This is a genomic window from Flintibacter sp. P01028, from assembly GCF_041925235.1.
Taxonomy (GTDB): domain Bacteria; phylum Bacillota; class Clostridia; order Oscillospirales; family Oscillospiraceae; genus Lawsonibacter; species Lawsonibacter aceti.
In genome coordinates this window covers 91,820-112,895 of the sequence record NZ_JBHEVC010000004.1, presented here as the reverse complement: position 1 = coordinate 112,895, position 21,076 = coordinate 91,820, and the positions used below count along the sequence as shown (strand labels likewise).

Annotated in this window: 22 protein-coding genes and 1 pseudogene; 20 read left to right on the top strand and 3 right to left on the bottom strand. The window is 55.3% G+C overall.

The genetic code is table 11. The annotated features are described in order from the left end of the window. The 15 genes and pseudogenes from ACEVJK_RS09290 to ACEVJK_RS09220 all read left to right on the top strand — a co-directional run. A partial coding sequence (locus tag ACEVJK_RS09290) for a hypothetical protein (protein ID WP_374740425.1) occupies positions 1–199 on the top strand: 199 nt, incomplete at its 5' end. Beyond that, positions 192–1,964, top strand: a complete 1,773-nt coding sequence (locus ACEVJK_RS09285) for an ATP-binding protein (protein WP_240288626.1) — start codon at positions 192–194, stop codon at positions 1,962–1,964. The genes ACEVJK_RS09290 and ACEVJK_RS09285, both read left to right, overlap by 8 nt. Beyond that, complete coding sequence (locus ACEVJK_RS09280) at positions 1,957–3,267, top strand: hypothetical protein (RefSeq protein ID WP_186852284.1); 1,311 nt, start codon at positions 1,957–1,959, stop codon at positions 3,265–3,267. The genes ACEVJK_RS09285 and ACEVJK_RS09280 overlap by 8 nt, the downstream gene beginning before the upstream one ends. Positions 3,268–3,271: 4 nt before the next feature. Then, positions 3,272–4,090, top strand: coding sequence for a hypothetical protein (locus tag ACEVJK_RS09275; RefSeq protein WP_147573316.1), 819 nt, complete (start codon positions 3,272–3,274; stop codon positions 4,088–4,090). A gap of 130 nt (positions 4,091–4,220) precedes the next feature. Beyond that, on the top strand, positions 4,221–5,036 hold the full coding sequence (locus ACEVJK_RS09270; protein ID WP_262669419.1) for a glutamate racemase: 816 nt from the start codon (positions 4,221–4,223) through the stop codon (positions 5,034–5,036). 132 nt (positions 5,037–5,168) lie between these two features. Then, entirely contained in the window at positions 5,169–6,290 is a 1,122-nt protein-coding gene (locus ACEVJK_RS09265; protein ID WP_240288619.1) for a class I SAM-dependent RNA methyltransferase, read from the top strand. An 8-nt stretch (positions 6,291–6,298) separates the two neighbouring features. Continuing rightward, on the top strand, positions 6,299–6,796 hold the full coding sequence (locus tag ACEVJK_RS09260; RefSeq protein ID WP_147573320.1) for a DUF3916 domain-containing protein: 498 nt from the start codon (positions 6,299–6,301) through the stop codon (positions 6,794–6,796). An 18-nt stretch (positions 6,797–6,814) separates the two neighbouring features. Then, positions 6,815–7,729 (top strand): diacylglycerol kinase family protein, encoded by a 915-nt coding sequence (locus ACEVJK_RS09255; RefSeq protein ID WP_147573321.1) that lies wholly within the window; start codon positions 6,815–6,817, stop codon positions 7,727–7,729. A 189-nt stretch (positions 7,730–7,918) separates the two neighbouring features. Next, the gene (groES, locus tag ACEVJK_RS09250) at positions 7,919–8,203 is read left to right on the top strand and encodes a co-chaperone GroES (RefSeq protein ID WP_023347701.1); all 285 of its coding nucleotides are present in this window, start codon (positions 7,919–7,921) and stop codon (positions 8,201–8,203) included. A gap of 59 nt (positions 8,204–8,262) precedes the next feature. Continuing rightward, on the top strand, positions 8,263–9,891 hold the full coding sequence (groL, locus tag ACEVJK_RS09245; protein WP_186852279.1) for a chaperonin GroEL: 1,629 nt from the start codon (positions 8,263–8,265) through the stop codon (positions 9,889–9,891). Between the two features lie 335 nt (positions 9,892–10,226). Then, positions 10,227–10,655 (top strand): NfeD family protein, encoded by a 429-nt coding sequence (locus ACEVJK_RS09240; protein ID WP_147573323.1) that lies wholly within the window; start codon positions 10,227–10,229, stop codon positions 10,653–10,655. 41 nt (positions 10,656–10,696) lie between these two features. Further along, on the top strand, positions 10,697–11,671 hold the full coding sequence (locus ACEVJK_RS09235) for an SPFH domain-containing protein (protein WP_186852278.1): 975 nt from the start codon (positions 10,697–10,699) through the stop codon (positions 11,669–11,671). 271 nt (positions 11,672–11,942) lie between these two features. Beyond that, a complete protein-coding gene (locus ACEVJK_RS09230) occupies positions 11,943–13,352 on the top strand; it encodes a TraB/GumN family protein (protein WP_240288615.1) in 1,410 nt (469 codons plus the stop codon). Between the two features lie 158 nt (positions 13,353–13,510). Further along, a pseudogene (locus ACEVJK_RS09225) lies at positions 13,511–13,624 on the top strand (helix-turn-helix domain-containing protein); the annotation flags it as partial. A gap of 254 nt (positions 13,625–13,878) precedes the next feature. Beyond that, positions 13,879–14,289, top strand: coding sequence for a hypothetical protein (locus tag ACEVJK_RS09220; RefSeq protein ID WP_243118116.1), 411 nt, complete (start codon positions 13,879–13,881; stop codon positions 14,287–14,289). On the opposite strand, the gene ACEVJK_RS09215 is transcribed toward ACEVJK_RS09220, so the two are convergent. From ACEVJK_RS09215 to ACEVJK_RS09205, 3 genes are all read right to left on the bottom strand, one after another. After that, positions 14,238–15,104, bottom strand: coding sequence for an aminoglycoside 6-adenylyltransferase AadE (locus ACEVJK_RS09215; RefSeq protein ID WP_001255868.1), 867 nt, complete (start codon positions 15,102–15,104; stop codon positions 14,238–14,240). The two genes, ACEVJK_RS09220 and ACEVJK_RS09215, sit on opposite strands and share 52 nt — an antisense overlap. Before the next feature lie 191 nt (positions 15,105–15,295). Further along, positions 15,296–15,817: a GNAT family N-acetyltransferase gene (locus tag ACEVJK_RS09210; RefSeq protein ID WP_117502383.1), complete on the bottom strand. Its 522-nt coding sequence runs from the start codon at positions 15,815–15,817 to the stop codon at positions 15,296–15,298. Between the two features lie 36 nt (positions 15,818–15,853). After that, entirely contained in the window at positions 15,854–16,654 is an 801-nt protein-coding gene (locus ACEVJK_RS09205; RefSeq protein ID WP_117685591.1) for a helix-turn-helix domain-containing protein, read from the bottom strand. 339 nt (positions 16,655–16,993) lie between these two features. Between ACEVJK_RS09205 and ACEVJK_RS09200 the strand changes: the two genes are divergently transcribed. The 5 genes from ACEVJK_RS09200 (at position 16,994) to ACEVJK_RS09180 (ending at position 21,031) form a co-directional block, all read left to right on the top strand. Next, the gene (locus ACEVJK_RS09200) at positions 16,994–17,407 is read left to right on the top strand and encodes a cysteine-rich VLP domain-containing protein (protein ID WP_054352687.1); all 414 of its coding nucleotides are present in this window, start codon (positions 16,994–16,996) and stop codon (positions 17,405–17,407) included. A gap of 111 nt (positions 17,408–17,518) precedes the next feature. After that, on the top strand, positions 17,519–17,914 hold the full coding sequence (locus ACEVJK_RS09195) for a replication initiator protein A (protein ID WP_117551616.1): 396 nt from the start codon (positions 17,519–17,521) through the stop codon (positions 17,912–17,914). A gap of 183 nt (positions 17,915–18,097) precedes the next feature. Continuing rightward, positions 18,098–19,042: a MobV family relaxase gene (gene mobV / locus ACEVJK_RS09190; protein ID WP_122012631.1), complete on the top strand. Its 945-nt coding sequence runs from the start codon at positions 18,098–18,100 to the stop codon at positions 19,040–19,042. Between the two features lie 71 nt (positions 19,043–19,113). Then, the gene (locus tag ACEVJK_RS09185; RefSeq protein ID WP_002334813.1) at positions 19,114–19,308 is read left to right on the top strand and encodes a hypothetical protein; all 195 of its coding nucleotides are present in this window, start codon (positions 19,114–19,116) and stop codon (positions 19,306–19,308) included. A 145-nt stretch (positions 19,309–19,453) separates the two neighbouring features. Beyond that, positions 19,454–21,031 (top strand): recombinase family protein, encoded by a 1,578-nt coding sequence (locus ACEVJK_RS09180; protein WP_207726614.1) that lies wholly within the window; start codon positions 19,454–19,456, stop codon positions 21,029–21,031. The last annotated feature ends 45 nt before the right edge of the window (positions 21,032–21,076 follow it).

Below are 21,076 nucleotides of genomic sequence, written 5' to 3'. Positions count from 1 at the left end.
GGAACAAGGGAGCGAGGGAGGAATGCCCGTAAGGGCGTTCCGAGGAAAGCGGACTTTGGGAGAGAAAGCCGCCGAAGGCGGCAGACCGAAGCGGGTCCGGTTCGGAGAGGAGGAACAAGGGAGCGAGGGAGGAATGCCCGTAAGGGCGTTCCGAGGAAAGCGGACTTTGTTCCGACGAAAGGGGGTGCCCCATGCGTAGTCTGCATATGAAGTTGGTCATGATCATGGTGCTGCTGATCCTGTCCCTGATGATGGTGGTGGGGGCCTTCCTGATCAACTCTGTGACCGCCTTTTATCTGGAGGATTTTTATAGCCAGATGTCCGACGTGTTCAGCGACCCCGGCCTGGTGTCCGACCTGACCACCGAAACTCCGGATGAGGAGAACGGTGCGGAGAGAATGGCCGATGTGTTGGACGCCTATGTCGGCGTGCTGGGGGTGGACGGGCGCAACCGCAAGCTGTATATCCTGGACAGCGATGGAGTGTGCCTGGTGGCTCCTGAGGGGGAGAACCAGGTATTGGAATATACCAAGAACCTGAATTTTGCCCTGAATACCGGGCTGGAGACCAACGAGGTGGGGGATGAGAGCAATCTGGCCGCCGATTATATGGACCTGGCCGTCCCCATCCACCGGGGGGACGAGGGCTATGTCATCTACATCCTGGACAACAAGGCCACTGCCAACAGCCTGACCGAGAAAATGTTTCTCTTGATCATGGAGGCCCTGGTCTTTGGCCTAGTCATCTCGGTGCTGTTGTCCTTCCTGCTGTCCAAGACGATGGTTACCCCTATACAGCGGCTGACGGAGGGGGCCATGCGGGTGGCAGAAGGGGACTTTTCCCGGAAGATCCAAGTGGCCTCGCGGGATGAGATCGGAGTGCTGACCGACACCTTCAACGACATGGCGGACCAGCTCCAGGATACTCTGCGCCAGGTGGAGAACGAGCGCAACAAGCTGGATACCCTCTTCCTCCACATGACCGACGGCGTGGTGGCCTGTTCCCGGGATGGAAAGGTCATCCACTCCAACCCTGCCGCCGACCAGATGCTGCTGCGGCACATCGGGCCGGAGAGCGACTATGGCCAGCTCTTTGGCGATATCGCCCCTCTAGATCAGGTGCTGGAGGCCCCCGACCATCTGGAGGGAGAGCTCCAGGTCCGGGACCGGTTTCTCCAGTTGCTGCTGGCCCCCTTTGATCGCGGCCGGGAGGGCGGCGGCGCCTTGGTGGTCATCCACGATGTGACTGCCCAGCGGAAAAACGAGGAGATGCGCCGGGAGTTCGTGGCCAATGTGTCCCACGAGCTGCGTACCCCCCTGACCAATATCCGATCCTATGCCGAGACCCTGGCGGAGAGCGCCGAGGACATCCCACCCGCCATGGAAAAGAAATTCCTGGGGGTTATCCTCAACGAGAGCGACCGTATGACCCACATTGTCCAGGACCTGCTCACCCTGTCCCGCCTCGACTCGGGCAGGGACGATCTGAAGCTGGGCCGCTTCTCCTTCGAGGCGGCGCTCCAGGATTTGTACAACGCGGTCTATATGGAGGCCCAGCGCCATGCCCACACCCTGAAGCTGGAACTGGAGTCAGAGCTGCCCGCCATTGTGGCTGACCGGGAGCGGGTGCTCCAGGTTATGATGAATATCGTGTCCAATTCCATCAAATATACCCCCGACGGGGGCCATATTACCATCTCCGCCGGCCGGACAGAGGACCGGGTATGGATGGTGGTGGATGACGACGGTATCGGTATCCCACCGGAGGACCGGTCCCGGATCTTTGAGCGGTTCTACCGGGTGGACAAGGCCCGGTCCCGCCAGTCCGGCGGGACCGGATTGGGGCTGTCTATCGCCAAGGAGATCGTGAACCGACACCAGGGGCTGCTGGAGCTCCAGGACAAGGATGGCCCCGGCCTGGCACTCCGGCTGGAGCTGAAGATCGAGGGGCCGGACCATGGATAGGCGGAAGTTTGACCGAAGGGCTGTGGAGCTGGCTAAGGATGTGCTGATTTTGTTTCTTACCTGCTCCGCTGTCTGGCTGCTGATCCAGACCAGAATGCTGGAGCCGCTGCACAATATTCTCCGGGAGGATATGCCCCAGACCCAGATGGGACAGACGGAAGGGGGTAGCCGGATCGAGGCGGTCCGCCCCCTGCGTATCGCGGTCAATCTGACGGCGGGTATGGAGACTGGCCGCTATGGAGTTCAGTATGACCAAGGGGCGGCGGACGCCCTGTTCCAACAGGTGGCCGGCCTGCTGGCCGAGGGGCTGTCCAGTGCGGGCCAGCCAGAGCGGGTGAACCGCTACCAGTGGGAGGAGGCGCTCACCTCCTGTCCTGGCGTCTATTTCGATTTTCAGGGGGATATCCCACTCCAAGTGCTGGTGGGCTGGCTGTCCGGTGAGGAGAGCGCGCTGGATGCCCATGTCCGGCGACTGGTCCTGTCCCTATGGCAGAACCAAGTGGCGTTTTATTACCAGGACCAGCGGGACGGATATTACTACCGCTGTCTGACGGAGGTTGTCACGCCCCAGCAGTTGGAAAGCGCGCTGACCGGAATGGGGACAAACGGCGCCCGCTTCGCCTTTGAGACCGATCTGTACCAGGACCTGGACCCGGATACCCTGCTGACAGAGGGGGGGCTGGATCCGGTCATCTATCAGGCGGCCAATCCGGCTGTCGGAGGGCAGAGCGCCCTTGCCGCTCTGGCGGAGGACCTGGACTTCTCGGTGGGCTCCAGCGTATTTTACTCTGCGGGCACGGAGCAGGTGGTCCGAAACGGCAACGACACCCTGCGGCTGACTGAACGGGGCATCGCCACCTATCTGGCTGACCGGGGCGGGGTGGGCCATTTCCCCCTGTCCGGGGCAGACCTGTTTGAAGCGGTAGAGACATGCCGCCGGCTGGCCGCGGACGCTATGACGCCCCGTATGGGAGAGGCGAGACTGTATCTGATGTCTGTCCAAGAGGTGGATGGGGGCTGGCAAATCGACTTTGGATACTGCCTGAACGGGGTGCCGGTCCAACTGGACGAGGGGAGTGCGGCCCAGTTTTTGGTCCAGAACGGGAGGATAGACCGCTTTACGCTCCGGCTGCGCAGCTATACAGCCAGCGGAGAGCGCGGGTCTGTCATGCCGCCCCTCCAGGCCACGGCGGCTCTCACGGCCAAAGGGATGGAGGGGGATGAGTTGATGCTGGCCTATCTGGACGGCGGCGGGGACAGCGTGTCCGCCACCTGGGTGGCCGCCGGCAGCCGGGAGGATTGACGGTATGGAATGGTCCAAGCTGAAAAACATCATCCTGATCATGCTCGCGGCGGTCAATCTGTGCTTACTGTTCTTTGTGGTCCAACGGGAGTGGCGGGACAGCGCCAACCAGAGGCAGAATCGCCAGCAGGCCGTGGATTTCCTGACTGACCGTGGGATACAGATCCATGAGGGACAACTGCCCGACGACCAGATGGTTCCCAGGCCCCAGACCGTGGAGCGGGACCAGGAGGAGGAAAGCCGCTTGGCCACCCAGCTTTTGGGGGAGGATGTAGTGGTCCAGGCCAGAGGAGCCGGGGTGTACCGCTACCAAAACGGGGCGGGCGCCCTCCAGTTCCACAGCGATGGATCCTTTTCGGCGGAATTATCGCCAGACAGCTTCCCGCTGGGTGTGGACCAGGAGAGAAGCTGCCTGGACCTCCTGACCCAAATCGGGTTCGAGGGAGAGACAACGGCACGGGATGAGAATACCCTGACGGTCCGCCAGAGCTGGGAGGGCATCCCCCTGTTTAACCACCAGGTTACCCTGGTATGGGGCTCGGAGGGGCTGGAGACCATGACCGCCGGCCGCCGTCTGGTGGGCAGCCCTGTGGAGCGGACGGACCAGCGGCCCATTACGGTGGCCTCGGCGCTCGTGTACTTTTATAATGGCCTCAATGGGCTGGGCGACGTATGCAATCAGGTGGACAGTATTGTTCAGGGCTATGTCAGTGTCACCTCTCTGTCCGGGCCCATGGAGCTGATCCCGGTGTGGCGCGTCACAACGGACACCGGCGCTTACCAACTGGACCTGCTTACCGGGGAGTTGAATCGGGTGGAGTGACGAAGGGTATCTCCGCGGAGCGGTAAAACTTGACCGCCCCGCGGAGTTTCGTCTTTACCAGACCGACAGTTTGTGGTAATATCCACTGGTGACGGCCGGCAACCCGCCGGCGGCAGAAGAAGGTGTGTCTATGTTCCATCCCAGTGACCCCATCGGAATCCTGGACTCTGGCATCGGCGGCTTTAGTGTAGTCCGGCAGGTTCAGCGGACGCTGCCAGGCGAGGAGCTGGTCTATTTCGGGGACGGCGCCCATATTCCCTACGGGAACCATCCAGAGGACAAGATCGTGGCCATGGCCCGGTATATGTTCCGCTTCATGGAGGATCATCATGTGAAGGCCCTGCTGGTGGCCTGCAATACCATCTCCTGCGTAATCGGACAGTGTGAGGGGGAGGTGTCCTGCCCCACCTTCAACGCCGTTCAGGCGGGGGCGGAGGCCGCCGCACGGCTGAGTGTAGACAAGATAGGAGTCATCTCCACCGTCTTTACCCACAACTCCCGGTGCTATCCGGAGGGGATATTGGCCCGCAGCCCCAAGAAGCTGGTGGTCCTCAGCTGTGGCTGTCCTGATTTGGCCCGGCTGGTGGAGCACAACCTTGGGGACCCTGCCGGCATGGCGGAGGTGGAGGCGGACCTGCGCCTGGAGATGGACGGCATAGTGCGGGAGGGCATCCAGTGCTGTGTGCTGGGCTGTACCCATTACCCCCTGGTAGCGGACAGCATCCGCCGCCTGTATCCCGGTCTGCCCCTCATCGACCCCGCGGAGGAGATGGCCCGCGCCCTAAAGGAGTACCTGGAGGGAGAGCGGTTGCTGGCCTCTGACGACAGATTGGGCGGACTGACCATCTATACCACCGGCGACGTGAAGGAGTATGCTCTGCGGGCCCGCCAGGTGGGACTGGAGCGGATAGGGAGCGTGTCCTTCTATCCCCCTATGGCGCTTTGACAGGGATAAACGTGGGACAGGGCGAAGATCGCCCTGTCCCTTTTTTACACCGGCGGCTTGGAGAAAAAGAATTTGCCATAGACCGTCAGATACGGTATACTGGACCCACAAAAGAGAGGAGAGGTGTTGCCTGTGGGCGAGCTGAATTTTGCTGTCCCCACCCTGTTTGGCCTGGAGGGGCTGTGCGCTGACGAGATCCGGAGGCTGGGTCTGCCCAGTGTCCAGGCGGAAAATGGCCGGGTGCTGTGTACCGGAACAGAGGGGGACCTGCCCCGGCTGAATCTGAATCTGCGTACCGGGGAGCGGGTTCTGCTAGTGCTGGGGACATTCCCGGCTGGAAACTTTGACGCTCTATTTGAAGGGACGCGGGCCCTGCCCTGGGAGCGGTTCATCCCTCGGGAGGGCCAGTTTCCAGTGAAGGGCCACTCCCTCAACTCCGCCCTCCACTCGGTGCCCGCCTGCCAATCCATCGTGAAAAAGTCGGTGGCCGCCCGGCTGGGAGAGGCTTACGGCTTGAATACCCTGCCGGAAACAGGGGCGCTGTACCAGATTCAGTTCGCGATTATGAAGGATACCGCCACCCTGATGCTGGATACCTCCGGCGCTGGGCTGCACAAGAGGGGCTACCGGGCCCAGGGGGTGATTGCCCCCCTGCGGGAAACGCTGGCGGCGGCCATGGTCCTGCTGTCCCGGTACAGAGGCCGGGACCCCCTGTGCGACCCCTTCTGCGGCAGCGGCACCATCCCCATCGAGGCTGCCTTGATTGCCCGAAACCGGGCGCCGGGGCTGAACAGGTCCTTCTCCGCCCAAAAATGGGGGTGGCTGGACAAGCGGCTCTGGATGGAGGCGGCTGACCAGGCCATGGACCAGGAATTTGATGGGGATTATGAGATTTGGGGCGGCGACCTGGACCCCGCCGCCGTGGAGCTGGCCCGGCACAATGCTCAACTGGCAGAGGTGGACGACATCGTATCCTTTGAGGCGGCCGACGCCCGGACCTTCCACTGGGGCGGCCTCTATGGCCGGGTGGTCACCAATCCGCCTTACGGAGAGCGCATCATGGAGCGCCGGGAGGCGGAGGAGTTGTACCGGGCCTTCGGCCGAGCCTGGAGCAAATTTCCAGAGGGCTGGAAGCTCTTCCTTTTGTCCTCCCACACCGAGTTTGAGCGGACTTTCGGCCGGCAGGCGGACAAGAAGCGAAAACTCTATAACGGGATGCTGAAGTGCGACCTGTTTATGTACGGGATGAAATAGGAGGGGTCATGCCTTACCATATAAAAAAATTTCGGGGATATCGGCGGGAGCTGAAAAGGGTTCTGCGGGTGGTAGAGGAGTACCAGCCCAACTGGTGTCCGGCGGAAGAGGATTTTCGAGAGGAGTGGCTGGACCTGGGAGCCAACCGTTTTTTTCATCCCAGAGGGAAGGACCGGAAGGCGCTGATGGCCGCCCTCCTGCGAAAGACGGAGGAACTGATTGCCGTCAGGCCGGCGGACCTGCCCTTCTGTAAAATATTCCTCTTTGTCCCTGGGGGCGACCCGGCTCTGGCGGAGATCATCCTCATCTACGACCCGGACCGCTTCCAGACCTTCTGGGTGCGTACCGACCCGGCGGACCAACTGTGGATTCCCCAGGAAGGTCCCTCCCTGCTGGCGGAGCTTGGGCTGGAGAGCTCCCTCCCGGAGCGGTGCGTGCTGGAGGAGTTTCACTGGGCAGGCTATGTGGAGCAGCAGGTGATCTGGGGCTTTGGGGAGCTGCCCTGAGGCGCTTCGGAGGTGTCTATGGACCATCTGTTTATTATCAACCCCGCCGCGGGGAAAAAGGATAGTACCGAGACGCTGGAGCGGTTGCTGGAGAGACTGCCTTTTCCTCGCAAGATAGTCCACACCGCCAGAGAAGGGGACGCCCGACGAATGACAGAGGCGGCCGCTGCTCTGGGGAAACCCATTCGGATCTACGCCTGTGGAGGTGACGGTACTCTCAACGAGGTGGTGAATGGGGCGGCGGGCCACGATTTTCTGGCAGTGACCAACGTGCCCATGGGGACGGGCAACGACTTTCTGAAACTGTTTGGGCCCAACTACCGCAGCATTTTTTCAAATCTCGAGGCTTTGGCGGCCGGGCCGCAGGCCGCCTTTGACCTGATGGACTGCAACGGCAAGCTGGGGCTGGATGTGATATGCGCCGGAGTGGACGCACGTATCGCCGCCGGAGTACACAAATACAAGCGATTGAAAGGTGTCTCCGGACGATGGGCCTATCTGCTGTCCCTGGCGGAGCAGGTGCTTGTACGGGGAATCTGCCGTCCCATGACGGTGTCTATGGGGGCTGACCGCTGGACGCAGGAGCCCACCGCCATCCTGTGCATCTGCAATGGGCGGCACTATGGGGGCGGTTTTATGCCGGTGGCCGACGCCATGCCTGACGACGGCGTGCTGGATGTGCTGCGGGTGGGCAAGGTGAGTCTGCCTACCTTCGCGCGCCTGGCGGGTCAGTACGCTAAAGGCTTGTACTGGAAGTACCCCGCGCTGATTCGAGCCTACCACGGGCAGGAGGTGTCCTTCTCCGCCCGGGAACCCATCACCGTGGTAGTGGATGGAGAGATCATGCGGGACACCACTTTTACGGTCCGCCTGTCAGAGAAAAAGGTGAATTTCTTTTACCCGGCTGGAGCGAGCTATGCCCCTTGTGTTTAGCACTCTTGACATATGTTTGTGAACAAAACGTAAATTATAGAAAATCAACCCCAAATTTTTTTGATTTAGGGGTTGATTTTTTTTGAGAAAGCGGTTATTATCATAGTTAGATTTAGCACTTAAATAAAAAGAGTGCTAAACCGCTGAGAAAGTTAGTTCAAAAAACTCATATATAAGGAGGAACTTGTTATGAAACTCAAACCCCTGGCTGACCGTGTGATCGTAAAATTGGTGGAGGCCGAGGAGACCACCAAGGGCGGCATCATCCTGACCGGCGCCGCCAAGGAGAAGCCCGAAGTGGCAGAGGTCATCGCTGTAGGTCCCGGCGGTATGGTGGACGGCAAGGAGGTCGTCATGACCGTGAAGGTGGGCGACAAGGTCATTACCAGCAAGTATTCCGGCACTCAGGTGAAGCTGGACGGCGAGGAAGTGACCATCGTTCGTCAGAATGATATCCTGGCCGTGGTTGAGTAAACCCGTCTTTTTATCCCAAATCGTGTATCAAATTTACTCTAAATCGGAGGTAATGTGTTATGGCTAAAATTATCTGCTACGGCGAGGAGGCCCGCAAGGCTCTGGAGAAGGGCGTCAACCAGCTGGCCGATACTGTAAAGATCACCCTGGGCCCCAAGGGCCGCAACGTGGTGCTGGACAAGAAGTTCGGTGCTCCCCTTATCACCAACGACGGTGTTACCATCGCCAAGGAGATCGAGCTGGAGGACCCCTTTGAGAACATGGGCGCCCAGCTGGTGAAGGAGGTCTCCACCAAGACCAACGATGTGGCCGGCGACGGCACCACCACCGCTACCCTGCTGGCGCAGGCTATCGTTCGCGAGGGCCTGAAGAACCTGGCGGCCGGTGCCAACCCCATGGTCATGAAGAAGGGCATCGCCAAGGCCACCGCGGCCGCCATTGAGGCCATGAAGGCCAACAGCCAGAAGGTCAACGGCTCCGCTGATATCGCCCGTGTCGGTGCCGTGTCCTCCGGCGATGAGACCATCGGCAAGCTGATCGCTGAGGCGATGGAGAAAGTGGGCCACGACGGCGTCATCACCATCGAGGAGTCCAAGACCGCCGAGACCTACTCCGAGGTCGTGGAAGGTATGCAGTTCGACCGGGGCTACATCACCCCCTATATGGTCACCGACACCGAGAAGATGGAGGCCAACCTGGACGACGCCCTCATCCTCATCACCGATAAGAAGATCTCCAACATCCAGGAGCTGCTGCCCATTCTGGAACAGGTGGTCCAGTCCGGCAAGAAGCTGCTGATCATCGCTGAAGACGTGGAGGGCGACGCCCTGTCTACTCTGATTGTCAACCGCCTGCGCGGCACCCTGAATGTGGTGTGCGTCAAGGCCCCTGGCTTCGGTGACCGCCGCAAGGAGATGCTCCAGGATATCGCCATCCTGACCGGCGGCCAGGTTATCTCCTCCGATGTGGGTCTGGAGCTGAAGGAAGCTCAGTTGACTATGCTGGGTCAGGCCCGTCAGGTGAAGATTACTAAGGAGAACACCACCATCGTCAACGGCGCTGGCAGCAGCGAGGACATCAAGGCCCGCATTGGCCAGATCAAGAGCCAGATTGAGGTCACCACCTCCGACTATGACAAGGAGAAGCTCCAGGAGCGGCTGGCCAAGCTGGCCGGCGGTGTGGCCGTCATCAAGGTAGGCGCCGCCACCGAGGTGGAGATGAAGGAGAAGAAGCTGCGCATCGAGGACGCCCTGAACGCCACCCGCGCCGCTGTGGAAGAGGGCATCGTGGCCGGCGGCGGCACCGCCTACCTGAATGCCATCCCCGCCGTGGAGAAGCTGTACGACCAGGTCGAGGGCGACGAGAAGACTGGTGTCCAGATCATCGCCCGGGCCCTCACCGCTCCGGTGAAGCAGATCGCCGCCAATGCCGGCATCGACGGCTCTGTAGTGCTGGAGAAGATTCGCGAGTCCGGCAAGACCGGCTACGGCTTCGACGCCTACAAGGAGGAGTACTGCGATATGATCCCCGCCGGCATTGTGGATCCCACCAAGGTGACCCGTTCTGCCCTGGAGAACGCCGCTTCCATCGCATCCACCCTGTTGACCACCGAGTCCCTGGTGGCCGATAAGCCCCAGCCTCCCGCTCCCGCCGCTCCCGCTGCCCCTGACATGGGCGGCATGTACTGATAAACGCGGTTAGTCTTTAAAACCCGGGCACGTAGAAAGCCAACTTCCTTCCGCCGTGTCCGTGTCAAAGCCTAACGTTTAAGAAACTAAAAAGTTCGGCTCTCATCAAAAGTGAGAGCCGAACTTTTTTGCTTGGAATATAGGTATGTCTAGGAGTGCGGTTTGATTGGTTTTTTCTGTGTATGATGGCTATAAGATTTGAGGCCATACTAATTTATAGCCAATATTTTATTTTTTGACAGCAAGTTATTGTAGCAATTTCCTGGCGGATATGATATGCTACCAATATAGCAAGCCTCGGGACTGTGCATCAGGACCGGGGGAAAGGAGTGTCTATGAGTCCGAGTACCATTTGGCTGATCGTCATGGTGGTGCTGGTCCTCGGGGAACTGGCCACCGTGGGGCTGACCTTCATTTGGTTTGCCGTCGGAGCCCTAGGCGGAGCGATTACAGCCTGGATGGGCGGAGCAATCTGGGTTCAGGTGATTGTGTTTCTGGCTCTGTCCGGTCTGGCGCTGGCTCTGGTGCGGCCATTGGCCGCCCGGTATCTGGATACCAAAAATGTGGCCACTAACGCGGATCGGGTGATCGGCAAGACTGCCATAGTGATCCAGGACATCGACAACATAGAGGGAAAGGGTCAGGTCAATATCTCAGGCCAGATATGGTCCGCCCGGAGCCAGCAGGCTGTGGTCATCCCCGCCGGTACGGAGGTCAAAGTGCTTCGTATCGAAGGGGTCAAGGTGTTCGTAGAAACATTATAAGTGCTTGTAAATGGAAGCCATTTAGAAAGTGAGGAGAAAATATGGAAGTTGTTTTGGGTATTCTGCCATGGATAATCTTGGCTCTGCTGGTCCTAATTGTGCTGGGGTCCTGCATCAAGATCGTTCCCCAGTCCCGTGCCTTTGTCATCGAGCGGCTGGGCGCATTCCGTACGGTGTGGGGCGTGGGCCTGAAGTTCAAGCTGCCTATCGTGGACCGGGTGGCGAAAAATGTGTCCCTGAAGGAGCAGGTGGTGGACTTTCCGCCCCAGCCCGTCATCACCAAGGACAACGTGACTATGCAGATCGATACCGTAATTTATTTTCAGATCACAGATCCCAAACTGTACACCTATGGGGTGGAGAACCCCATGTCCGCCATTGAAAACCTGACCGCTACCACCCTTCGTAATATTATCGGCGATCTGGAGCTGGACCAGTCCCTGACCAGCCGGGACCACATCAACGGACAGATGCGGGCGATCCTGGACGAAGCCACCGACAACTGGGGCATCAAGGTCAACCGGGTGGAGTTGAAAAATATTATGCCGCCCCGGGATATTCAGGAATCCATGGAGAAGCAGATGCGGGCCGAGCGCGAGAGGCGTGAGTCCATTCTCCAGGCCGAGGGCCAGAAGCAGTCCCAAATCTTGGTGGCGGAGGGCGAGAAACAGTCCGCTATCCTTCGAGCCGACGCGGCCAAGCAGGCGGCCATCCTTCAGGCGGAAGGCGCCAAGCAGGCCAAGATTTTGGAGGCTGAGGCCGAAGCCGAGGCCATCCTGAAGGTCCAGCAGGCCACCGCAGACGCCATTCGGCTCATCAATGACGCCGCCCCTGGCGACGGCGTCATCAAAATCAAGGCGCTGGAGGCATTCCAGGCCGCCGCCAACGGGAAAGCCACCAAGATCATCATTCCCAGCGAGATTCAGGGCTTGGCCGGTCTGGCTGCCGCCGCCAAGACAGTCTTCGACACCGAGGACCCCAAGGCTACCATCACCAAAACAGTAGTCAAAGAGTAAGTAACGGGCACGACCTTCATTCCGCCCAAAAGACAGACAGGAACAGGCCCCTTCGTGGCCTGTTCCTGTTTTGTTATATATTTTAGTTAATAATGAATAAAAAGTTTGAAAAAGTGTACTTTTTCAAACTTTTTTCAAAATAACCCTTGCGCTAATATAACACAAAGATCCAGATATTGCAACCGATTTTCCAAATCATTTTTCTTGACTTTGCCGGTTTATAAAAGTACACTTAAACAGACTAAGGCAAATGGAGAAAGGACGTCTCACTATGAAAAAATTTTTAGCGCTGCTGCTCTCCCTGGCTGTGGCCATGGGGGCATCCCCCGCCATTCTGGCGGCCGAGGAGCAGGTCCAGCCTCTCCCAACCTGGGCCTACGGCGTGCTGGCAGATGGATATGCTATGGGACTTTTTGGTGACGAGCTGTACACGGACCACGGCAAGACCATCACAGATGAGCAGTTGAACAAGATGACACAGGTGGTGGCTGACAAGCTGGCCCTGCTGGGTGTGGAGCAGCGGGAGGCGGATGACACCGGCCTGGTCCTCGATACGACCCGCGGCGGTGTGCTCAACGCTCTGTACCAGGAGGCGGCCGCTTACGCCTTTCCCGGCGTGGAGGAGGGGCCAGAGGCCTTCATGACTGAGGTGGGCGCGATAGCCGGCGACGGCACCGGGCTGAATCTGGACCGTCCCTGCACTCTGCTGGAGGGGGCCGCTATGGCCAACAGCCTGATCCTCAATCTATATGACCAGCAGAACGCCGGCTCCCTGGGTCTGCTGTGGAAGGCGGAGGGCAACGGCAACACCTTGTACCTGCTGGGCTCCATCCATACGGACGTGAACAACACCTACCCCATCCATAAGCAGCTGCGGGACATCATTCTGAACGCCGAGCAGGTGACCTTTGAGTTGGACTTCAATGACCAGGCCCAAATCGCCGAGTTTGCCGCCATGCAGACCTATGCCGACGGTACGACCCTGGCCGACCACATCTCCCCGGAGCTGTATCAGGTGGTAGTGGAAACCGCCGCTCAGATGGGGATGGATGAGCAGACCATCGCCCAGTACAAAGCTTGGGCCCTGGCCAACAGCTTTTCCTCCCTGGCTACGATGGATGAGACTACCAGCTCCAACGCCATGGCCATTGATATGTATGTCAACGCCAAGGCGGTCAATGCCGGCATCGCCATCGACGCTGTGGAGACCTATGCCTTCCAGGGCGGTATTTTTGACGGCCTGTCCCCTGAGTACCAGGAGGTATACCTGGCCAGCGGCCTGCTGATGATTCTGGACCCCGATTCCATGAGCCAGCAGACGAAGGACGCCCTGACCGCCGTGCTGGGGGAGGAGGCCTTTGAGCCCGCCACCCAGGAGGCCCTGCAGGAGGAGGTGGCCCAGATCGGCGCCATGATGGACACCTGGAAGAGCCGGGACGTGGAGAGCTTTGACCAGATCTATGATAAGGATGCCATCCTGAACAGCGACGACGAGCTAAACAGCAAGCTGTTCACCGACCGGGACCCCGGCATGATCGCCTATGCGGATGAGTATCTGAAGCGGGAGGGCTCCCACACCGGCCTGCTGGTGGTGGGCGCCGGCCACATGGTGGGCGAGACCGGCGTCGTCCAGGGGCTGAAGGACCTGGGCTACACGGTAGAAGTGGTGCCTGCTCCCTGATATGAAATGATATGGAGAGATCCCCCGGCCAAAACCGGGGGATCTTTTGTATTAAAATTAACTGAAGGTTAATATCCGCTCCCGTTCTCTGTCGTACTGCTCCATTGTAGCGGGCGGGAAAGTCTGGTATGATGGTGGAAAGACAGGAGGAGAAGCTTATGAAAATCCATGACGTAATCCGTACCCGCCGCCAGACCATGGGACTGACCCAGGAGGGGCTGGCTGATAGGCTCGGAGTTAGTGCCCCGGCAGTAAATAAATGGGAGAAAGGAGTTTCCCAAAGTTAAAGATACCACATCAATCCCACGCGGACTTTTGCTCAACCGATACAGCCGGAGGGCTGGATAACAAGAAAAGGCGGTATGCGCCCCGTGGAGGGGTAGCGTACCGCCTTTTCTTGTGGAGGTTTCCAAAGGGGGCAACGCCCCCATTTGGCACACGACTTTGCGAAGCAAAGTGTAGTGTGTTATACGCTCTGTCGGCGTTGCCGTGAAAATGCCGTTGCCGCCGGGGAGGGCAAGGGCATTTGAAGCGGCAGGAAAACAGGGCTGTGCTTGCGTGGCGTGGAGCCGCAAGCGCAGGTCTGGTTTCATCAGCAGACAGGGCGTATATGAAAGCCCCCGTCCCTCGTCCTACGCTCCGACTTGTGGACAAAGTGTCCCGAAGTTGTGGCCACACTCCCGGAAAAGTAGCAGGACAGCGGGCAACCGTCAAGGCTGAAATGAACGGGGTTACACCCGGCCTTGACCGCCGCCCGCCGCCCCGCTGGATGGGTGGACAAGGCGGCCAATCCCTCAAAGTGCTTGGCCGCGCTCTTTCTGATTTTGAGGTATTCAGTTTTTCAAAATTGAATAATCAAAATAAATTTTTTCGATTGAAAAAATTTTATTTGTTATCATCTTCAATGCCATATTTTTTCTTTTGCCGAATCACATAATTACTGATTTTTTCATCATATAGTGGATACTGGTAATCCAACTGGCATGCCACTTCTGACGAAACCTCCCGGAACAATGCCATACATTGTTCAAAGGATTCCCACATATGGGGATAGGAATCCATATTATAAGTGGACATAAGTCGTTCCCACAATTCCTCTGGGACATATTGCTTCATAAATTTATAGTTTTTTCCCAAACTGAAATGAAATCCCTGTTTGATACCAATCAGCCAGGAAATCATGCGAAGCAATTCTTTTCGTACTATATCATTCATATGGTCAATAGCAAAAAGAATTTCTTTGCGGCATAAGCCCTTTACTACATATGTTGTAGTATTCCAAAATTCATTACAGCAATCGTCAAACATTCTTTGAGTAGGCTTCTGCAAGTGGTAGTCTATATCCGTTGGTATTGGCGGCTTTACGATACGGTTGTCTTTATCCAACAGTAACTTTACCAGTTTATCCCATGTAAAATACTCGTCTATCAGTTCCAGCGGCAGCAAAGTTAAATCTATCTTAACATCATCAGTAAACAGCATTAAATATGAAAATCCCTTTTCTACAGCTGGAAATAATTCCATATCTTCCGGCTTTTGCAGAATCAACCTTTCACCAAATATATCTAGCCATTTATCATCACTTGTGAAGCTGTCCATATCCGTAACAAAAAAAGTAATATCAAAATCCTGAAAATCATCAGGCGGAATATTTGTATTTGTTCTAGATCCTTCCAAAGTAACCATGCGAATGCGTTTGTCTGTTTTTGCAAAATTCAAAACAATATCATAAACTTCCTTTTCTGATCTCATTTTTATCTCCTCCAATTATTGAAATAGGTGTGAAGCCATTTTAGGGCTTTCCCGCCTTGATTACCCTTTAGCAAAGACGGGCGGGACTGTCAACGGCGGCGCATTTATGCGCCGTTCATCTTGACCGTTGACTGGCTCGGCTGGCTTTGCTATCTCTCCGATAAACCTGAATTCATTTAATGTACTTATTTTTAGTGCATATAAAAGGTTATATCAAATTTTCCCGACTGCTTTGTGTTTTCATATATTTTAGTATCAAGTCCGCCAATTTCAAAACCGCAAGCCAAATAAAACAAGCACGCATTCAAATTGTTGTCCTGACCAACAGTATACAAACCTGCATACCCATTTGCTATGGCATATTGATAAGATGCCTTAATTAGCTGTTTACCAATACCTTTACCACGCATTTTGCATTTGACTTTCAAGTCGTATAAAAAAAGACAGGGATTGAATACAGGAGTCAATATTGCTAATCCAATACAATCCGCTCCCTCATATGCTCCGATAAAAACATAGTCTTTCATCTCATGATAATTGTAGTTTTCATCTGGGAATGTCATTTCTTCAATCTGTTCAGAAGGCAATAGTTTTTCTGTATGTTCCCATCTGTCTCCGTTGTAGGTAATAACCATTCGTCCCCTAATGGGAAAAGGTTCGTTGGGAATATTTATATCTGCGGCGTGTTTTTCATCAATAAATCTAATTTCCACTCCTTACACCTCACTAAATCAAATTTTTCCGTTCTCTTACTTTCTCCCTCGCTGCGGCTTTGGATTTTTCAGTAAATCCGATTTCTGTGCAATCTTTTTCAACCACTTCTTTTCTTCCTCTGACAGTTTCCCATAGTTCAGCTTGAGCCGCTTACAGATAAATGCCATAGCCGCCTGCTCCGGGTCGCTGTCCTCTCTGGTGGTTTCCTCTGCGGTCTGCAAAAAATCTTCCAGTGGATTGTCCTCCGGGACACTGAAAAAATCGTCCTTGTGGGCTTCCTGCAGGTCGAAGGCTATCTTGTTTATGTCCTGCTGTATCACATAGCGGCAAAAGCTGTCGTCGTCAATGTGGGCGGCGATAAGCTGTCGCAGCTGCGGGTCAGTCAAGCCGGGATTGTGTTGTTTCATAATCGTTGCACTCACGGCGTCCACAATGGCGTTTGCACTCTGTACCTGTTTTCCCGCCACGCCGTTCACATAGATTTCAAGGTCGGCCATGAGCCGGGGAAAATCCGGGTGGGTCGCCAGTTCACACAAAAGGGAATTGTCCACCAGCCCGCTTTTCAATAGTTCAATCATATCATCACTCAAATGCAGGTCTGCAAGATCGGCGTTTGGGTGATTTCTTGTTTGAGAACGGCCCAGCAGATAATCAACAGTCACTTCGTAAAACTTTGCCAACTCAATAAGGGCGTAATGGCTGATGTCCTTGAAGTTGTCCCCCTCATAACTCCCTAAAGCGGACTTGGAGAGGTGGGTTTTCTCCGCAAGCTGTTCCAGCGTCAGACCGCGTTCCACACGCAGGTCTTTCAATCGTTCTTGTATGGATAGTTCCATGCGCTCCCCCTTGTCTGCAAATATCATTTTTATTATACCACAATTCCGAAAGCGTGGAAATAGCCTGTTTTTTAGGCCAATTTCCTACCTTTCGGATATACGGGACGGGCGGTCATTTAGGTGTAGACTTAGGGTAGTTCATCGATGGACAGCACCTTGAAAACAGAATGACCGTCCGAAAAGGAATACCCCGGCTGGGGAAGCACCGCAAGGAGCCGGACTTCGGGACATTTTGTCCCGAAGTTGCGGGGAGCGTGCCAACGCTGGAATACGCCGCAGGAATGGGGCAGGAAACCTTTTCGGGGAGAACGGCAACGGAAAGCAAAATGGAGGGAACGCATGAGAAATAACCTCTATAAAGACTTGCCGCCACTGGAGCGCAGGCCGGACGGTTCCCTTTACCGCATGACACCGGCGCAGAGGAAACAGGCGGCCAGCCTGATACGCCGGGAGTGCTGTTGTTGTGAGGACGGCAACTGCATTGTCCTTGACGATGGGGACACCTGCACCTGCCCGCAGACGGTTTCTTTCTCGGTCTGCTGTAAGTGGTTCCGCTGGGCGGTCTTGCCGCTGGACGGAACGCTGGAAGCGGAGATTTTCCGGGATAAGGACTTGAAATGCTGTGCGGTCTGCGGCGGCGTGTTCGTCCCCAAATCCAACCGGGCAAAATACTGCCCCGGCTGTGCCGTCAGAGTTCACAGGCGGCAGAAAACAGAAAGTGAACGGAAAAGGAGGTCTGCTGTGGACAGTTAGGAGCGAAAAAAGCCTTGATTTATCAGGCTCCGCAAGCCCCAAACCGGGGCAGGTGGTATAAAGTATCGTCCGCCCTGAAAAATGGGCTTCTAACCGTCCACAAAACGCACTATGACAAACACCATCTATATCCATCAGCCGGAAAAGGCGTTCAGCTTCACCCGGCTCCCGAATTTCCTCTTTGAAGCCCCCACATTCAAGCCCCTGTCTAACGAGGCAAAGGTTCTGTACGCCTTTATCCTGCGCCGGACAGAGTTATCCCGCAAGAATGGGTGGGCGGATGACTGCGGACGGATTTTCCTGTATTTCCCTATCTGTGAAGTGGTCACACTGCTCCATTGTGGGCGGCAGAAAGCGGTGAACACCCTGCGGGAACTGCAATACGCCGGACTGGTGGAAATCCAGAAGCAGGGCTGTGGAAAACCCAACCGCATTTTCCCAAAATCCTATGAAGCGGTTCCAAACACCGACTTCAAGAAATCCGGTTCTGGTACGCCGGAGGACTGAAAACCGTACCCTTGAAGTACGGAAATCAATCTTGAGAAGTACGAAAACCAGACGGTATATAGAAATACAAAGATTAAAATGATTGATTTATATCCATTCCATTCCTATCGTATCAGAGATAATTCCGGCGGGATTTTCCCTATGGAAAACCCCGGATAGGAAAGGAATGGGGAAAGGAGCAGAATGGCACAACACGCAATTTTGCGGTTTGAGAAGCACAAGGGCAACCCGGCAAGGCCGCTGGAAGCCCATCACGAAAGACAGAAAGAACAATACGCCAGCAACCCCGACATTGACACAAGCCGGAGCAAATACAACTTCCATATCGTCAAGCCGGAGGGACGCTATTACCACTTCATTCAGAGCCGTATCGAGCAGGCCGGATGCCGGACAAGGAAAGACAGCACACGGTTTGTCGATACGCTGATAACCGCCAGCCCGGAGTTTTTCAAGGGGAAATCCCCAAAGGAGATACAGGCGTTCTTCCAAAGGGCGGCAGATTTCCTCATTGGCCGGGTAGGACGGGAAAATATCGTGTCGGCGGTGGTACACATGGATGAGAAAACGCCCCACCTGCATTTGACCTTTGTTCCGCTGACAAAGGACAACCGCCTGTGCGCAAAGGAGATTATCGGCAACCGGGCAAACCTGACGAAGTGGCAGGACGATTTTCACGCCTATATGGTGGAGAAATATCCTGACTTGGAGCGTGGGGAAAGTGCCAGCAAGACAGGCCGGAAGCATATCCCCACCCGGATTTTCAAACAGGCGGTTTCCCTCTCCAAACAGGCCAGAGCCATTGAAGCCGCCCTTGACGGCATTAACCCACTGAACGCCGGAAAGAAAAAAGAGGAAGCCCTCTCCATGCTGAAAAAGTGGTTCCCGCAGATGGAGAACTTCTCCGGGCAGTTGAAAAAGTACAAGGTCACAATCAATGACCTGTTGGCGGAGAATGAGAAGTTGGAAGCAAGGGCAAAGGCCAGTGAAAAAGGCAAGATGAAAGATACGATGGAACGGGCAAAGCTGAAAAGCGAACTGGACAATTTACAGCGGCTGGTTGACCGTATCCCGCCGGATATACTGGCGGAACTGAAACGGCAGCAGCGGCACACGGTAAAGGAAAGGTGATAGTATAAGCAGAAATTTTCGCCGCTCCTGTGCGGCATTGTACCTTGAAAACTGAATATGGAGGACACTGGATGGCAAAAAGCGAAAGCGATATTTTTACACCCCGGACAGGGCAGGTCATACAAGCAGAGAACGGCACGCAGTATTTTGTATGTGGGAACAACCGTATAAAAATCTCCGAACACTTCGCCGCAGGCGGGAAGCCCCTCGGTGATCTGATTGTAGATGTGGTGCGGCATACCGCAGAAAAAGCCGCTTCAACCTGATAGCCCATCATTGATAACACGCCCACGCTTATGATATAATTGCCATAGAGCAAAAGTATTGTAAGCGTGGGTTGTTTCTTTAGAAGGAGGATTTTTAACGGTGAAACAACCTTACAATACTACGATTTACAACACGGCGCTTTATATGAGATTGAGCCGGGACGATGAACTGCAAGGAGAAAGCGGGAGTATTCAGACACAACGCATGATGCTCCGGCAATATGCCGCCGAGCATGGCCTGAATGTCATAGATGAATATATCGACGATGGATGGTCTGGAACGAACTTTGACAGGCCGGATTTTCAGAGAATGATTGATGACATTGAGGACGGGAAAATCAACTGCGTTGTTACGAAGGATTTATCCCGCTTAGGCAGAAACTACATTCTGACCGGCCAGTACACGGAAATCTACTTTCCCAGCAAAGGCGTCCGCTATATCGCTGTCAATGACAATGTGGACACCATCAACGGAGAGAATGAGCTTGCCCCATTCCTCAACATTTTGAATGAAATGCACGCCCGCCAGACCAGCAAAAAGGTAAAGGCGGCCATGCGGACACGGTTCGCAAATGGCGCACACTATGGAGCCTATGCTCCGCTTGGCTATGTCAAAGACCCGGATAAGAAAGGCCATCTTCTGATTGACCCGGAAACAAGGTGGATTATCGAAAAGATTTTTGACCTTGCCGTTCATGGCCGGGGAGCCGCCAGCATTACACGGATTTTGGTCGAAGAAAAAGTACCTACTCCCGGCTGGCTGAATTTCCAGAGATACGGCACTTTCGCAAATATCTATGCCGGAGCGCCGGAGGAAAAAGCCTATGCGTGGACGATAGCGCAGGTGAAAAGTATTCTGAAAGAGGAAACCTATATCGGACACAGCGTCCACAATAAGCAGACCAATATTTCATTCAAAAACAAGAAGAAAGTACGCAAGCCAAAAGAGGAATGGTATCGTGTGGAGAACACCCACGAAGCGATTATTTCCGAAGATGTGTTCCGTCAAGTACAGGAGCAGATTTGCAACAGGCGCAGACGGCAGAAGAACGGCACAACACAGATATTTTCCGGGCTGGTAAAATGTGCGGACTGCGGCTGGTCGCTGGCCTATGGTATGAACAGCCAGAACAAAAATCACTATGCCCACTACCATTGTAGCAAGTACGGGCAAGGATTGCACCAGTGTTCCATGCACTATATCCGCTATGATGTGCTTTACGCCTATGTCCTTTCCCGTCTGCAATACTGGTCTGTGCTGGTACAGCAGGATGGGGACAAACTTCTGAAACGGCTACTTAACGCCAGCGACAAGGAACGCAATACTGCAAGGAAGCGGCAGACAGCCGAACTGAAAAAGGCGGAAAAGCGCAAAGCAGAAGTAGACACCCTGTTTGCAAAAATGTATGAGGACTGGTCTGCCGGACGCATTACAGAATACAATTTCAATATGCTGTCCGAAAAGTATCAGGGCGAACAGCGAGAATTGGACGCAAAAATTGAACGGCTTCACGAAGCGATGGAGGTCGCCGCCCAGACAGCGGTTGACGCTGAAAAGTGGATAGGTCTGATGAAACAGTATGTCAATCCCACAGAATTGACGGCTGAACTTCTGAATACGCTGATTGAAAAAATCCTTGTCCATGAAGCGGTCAAAAGTGAGGACGGAAGCCGGGAACAGGAAGTGGAAATCTTCTACCGCTTTATCGGCAAAATCGAATGACACATCTTGAGATACCCAACAATATCTTTAACTAAGGGAAACGGG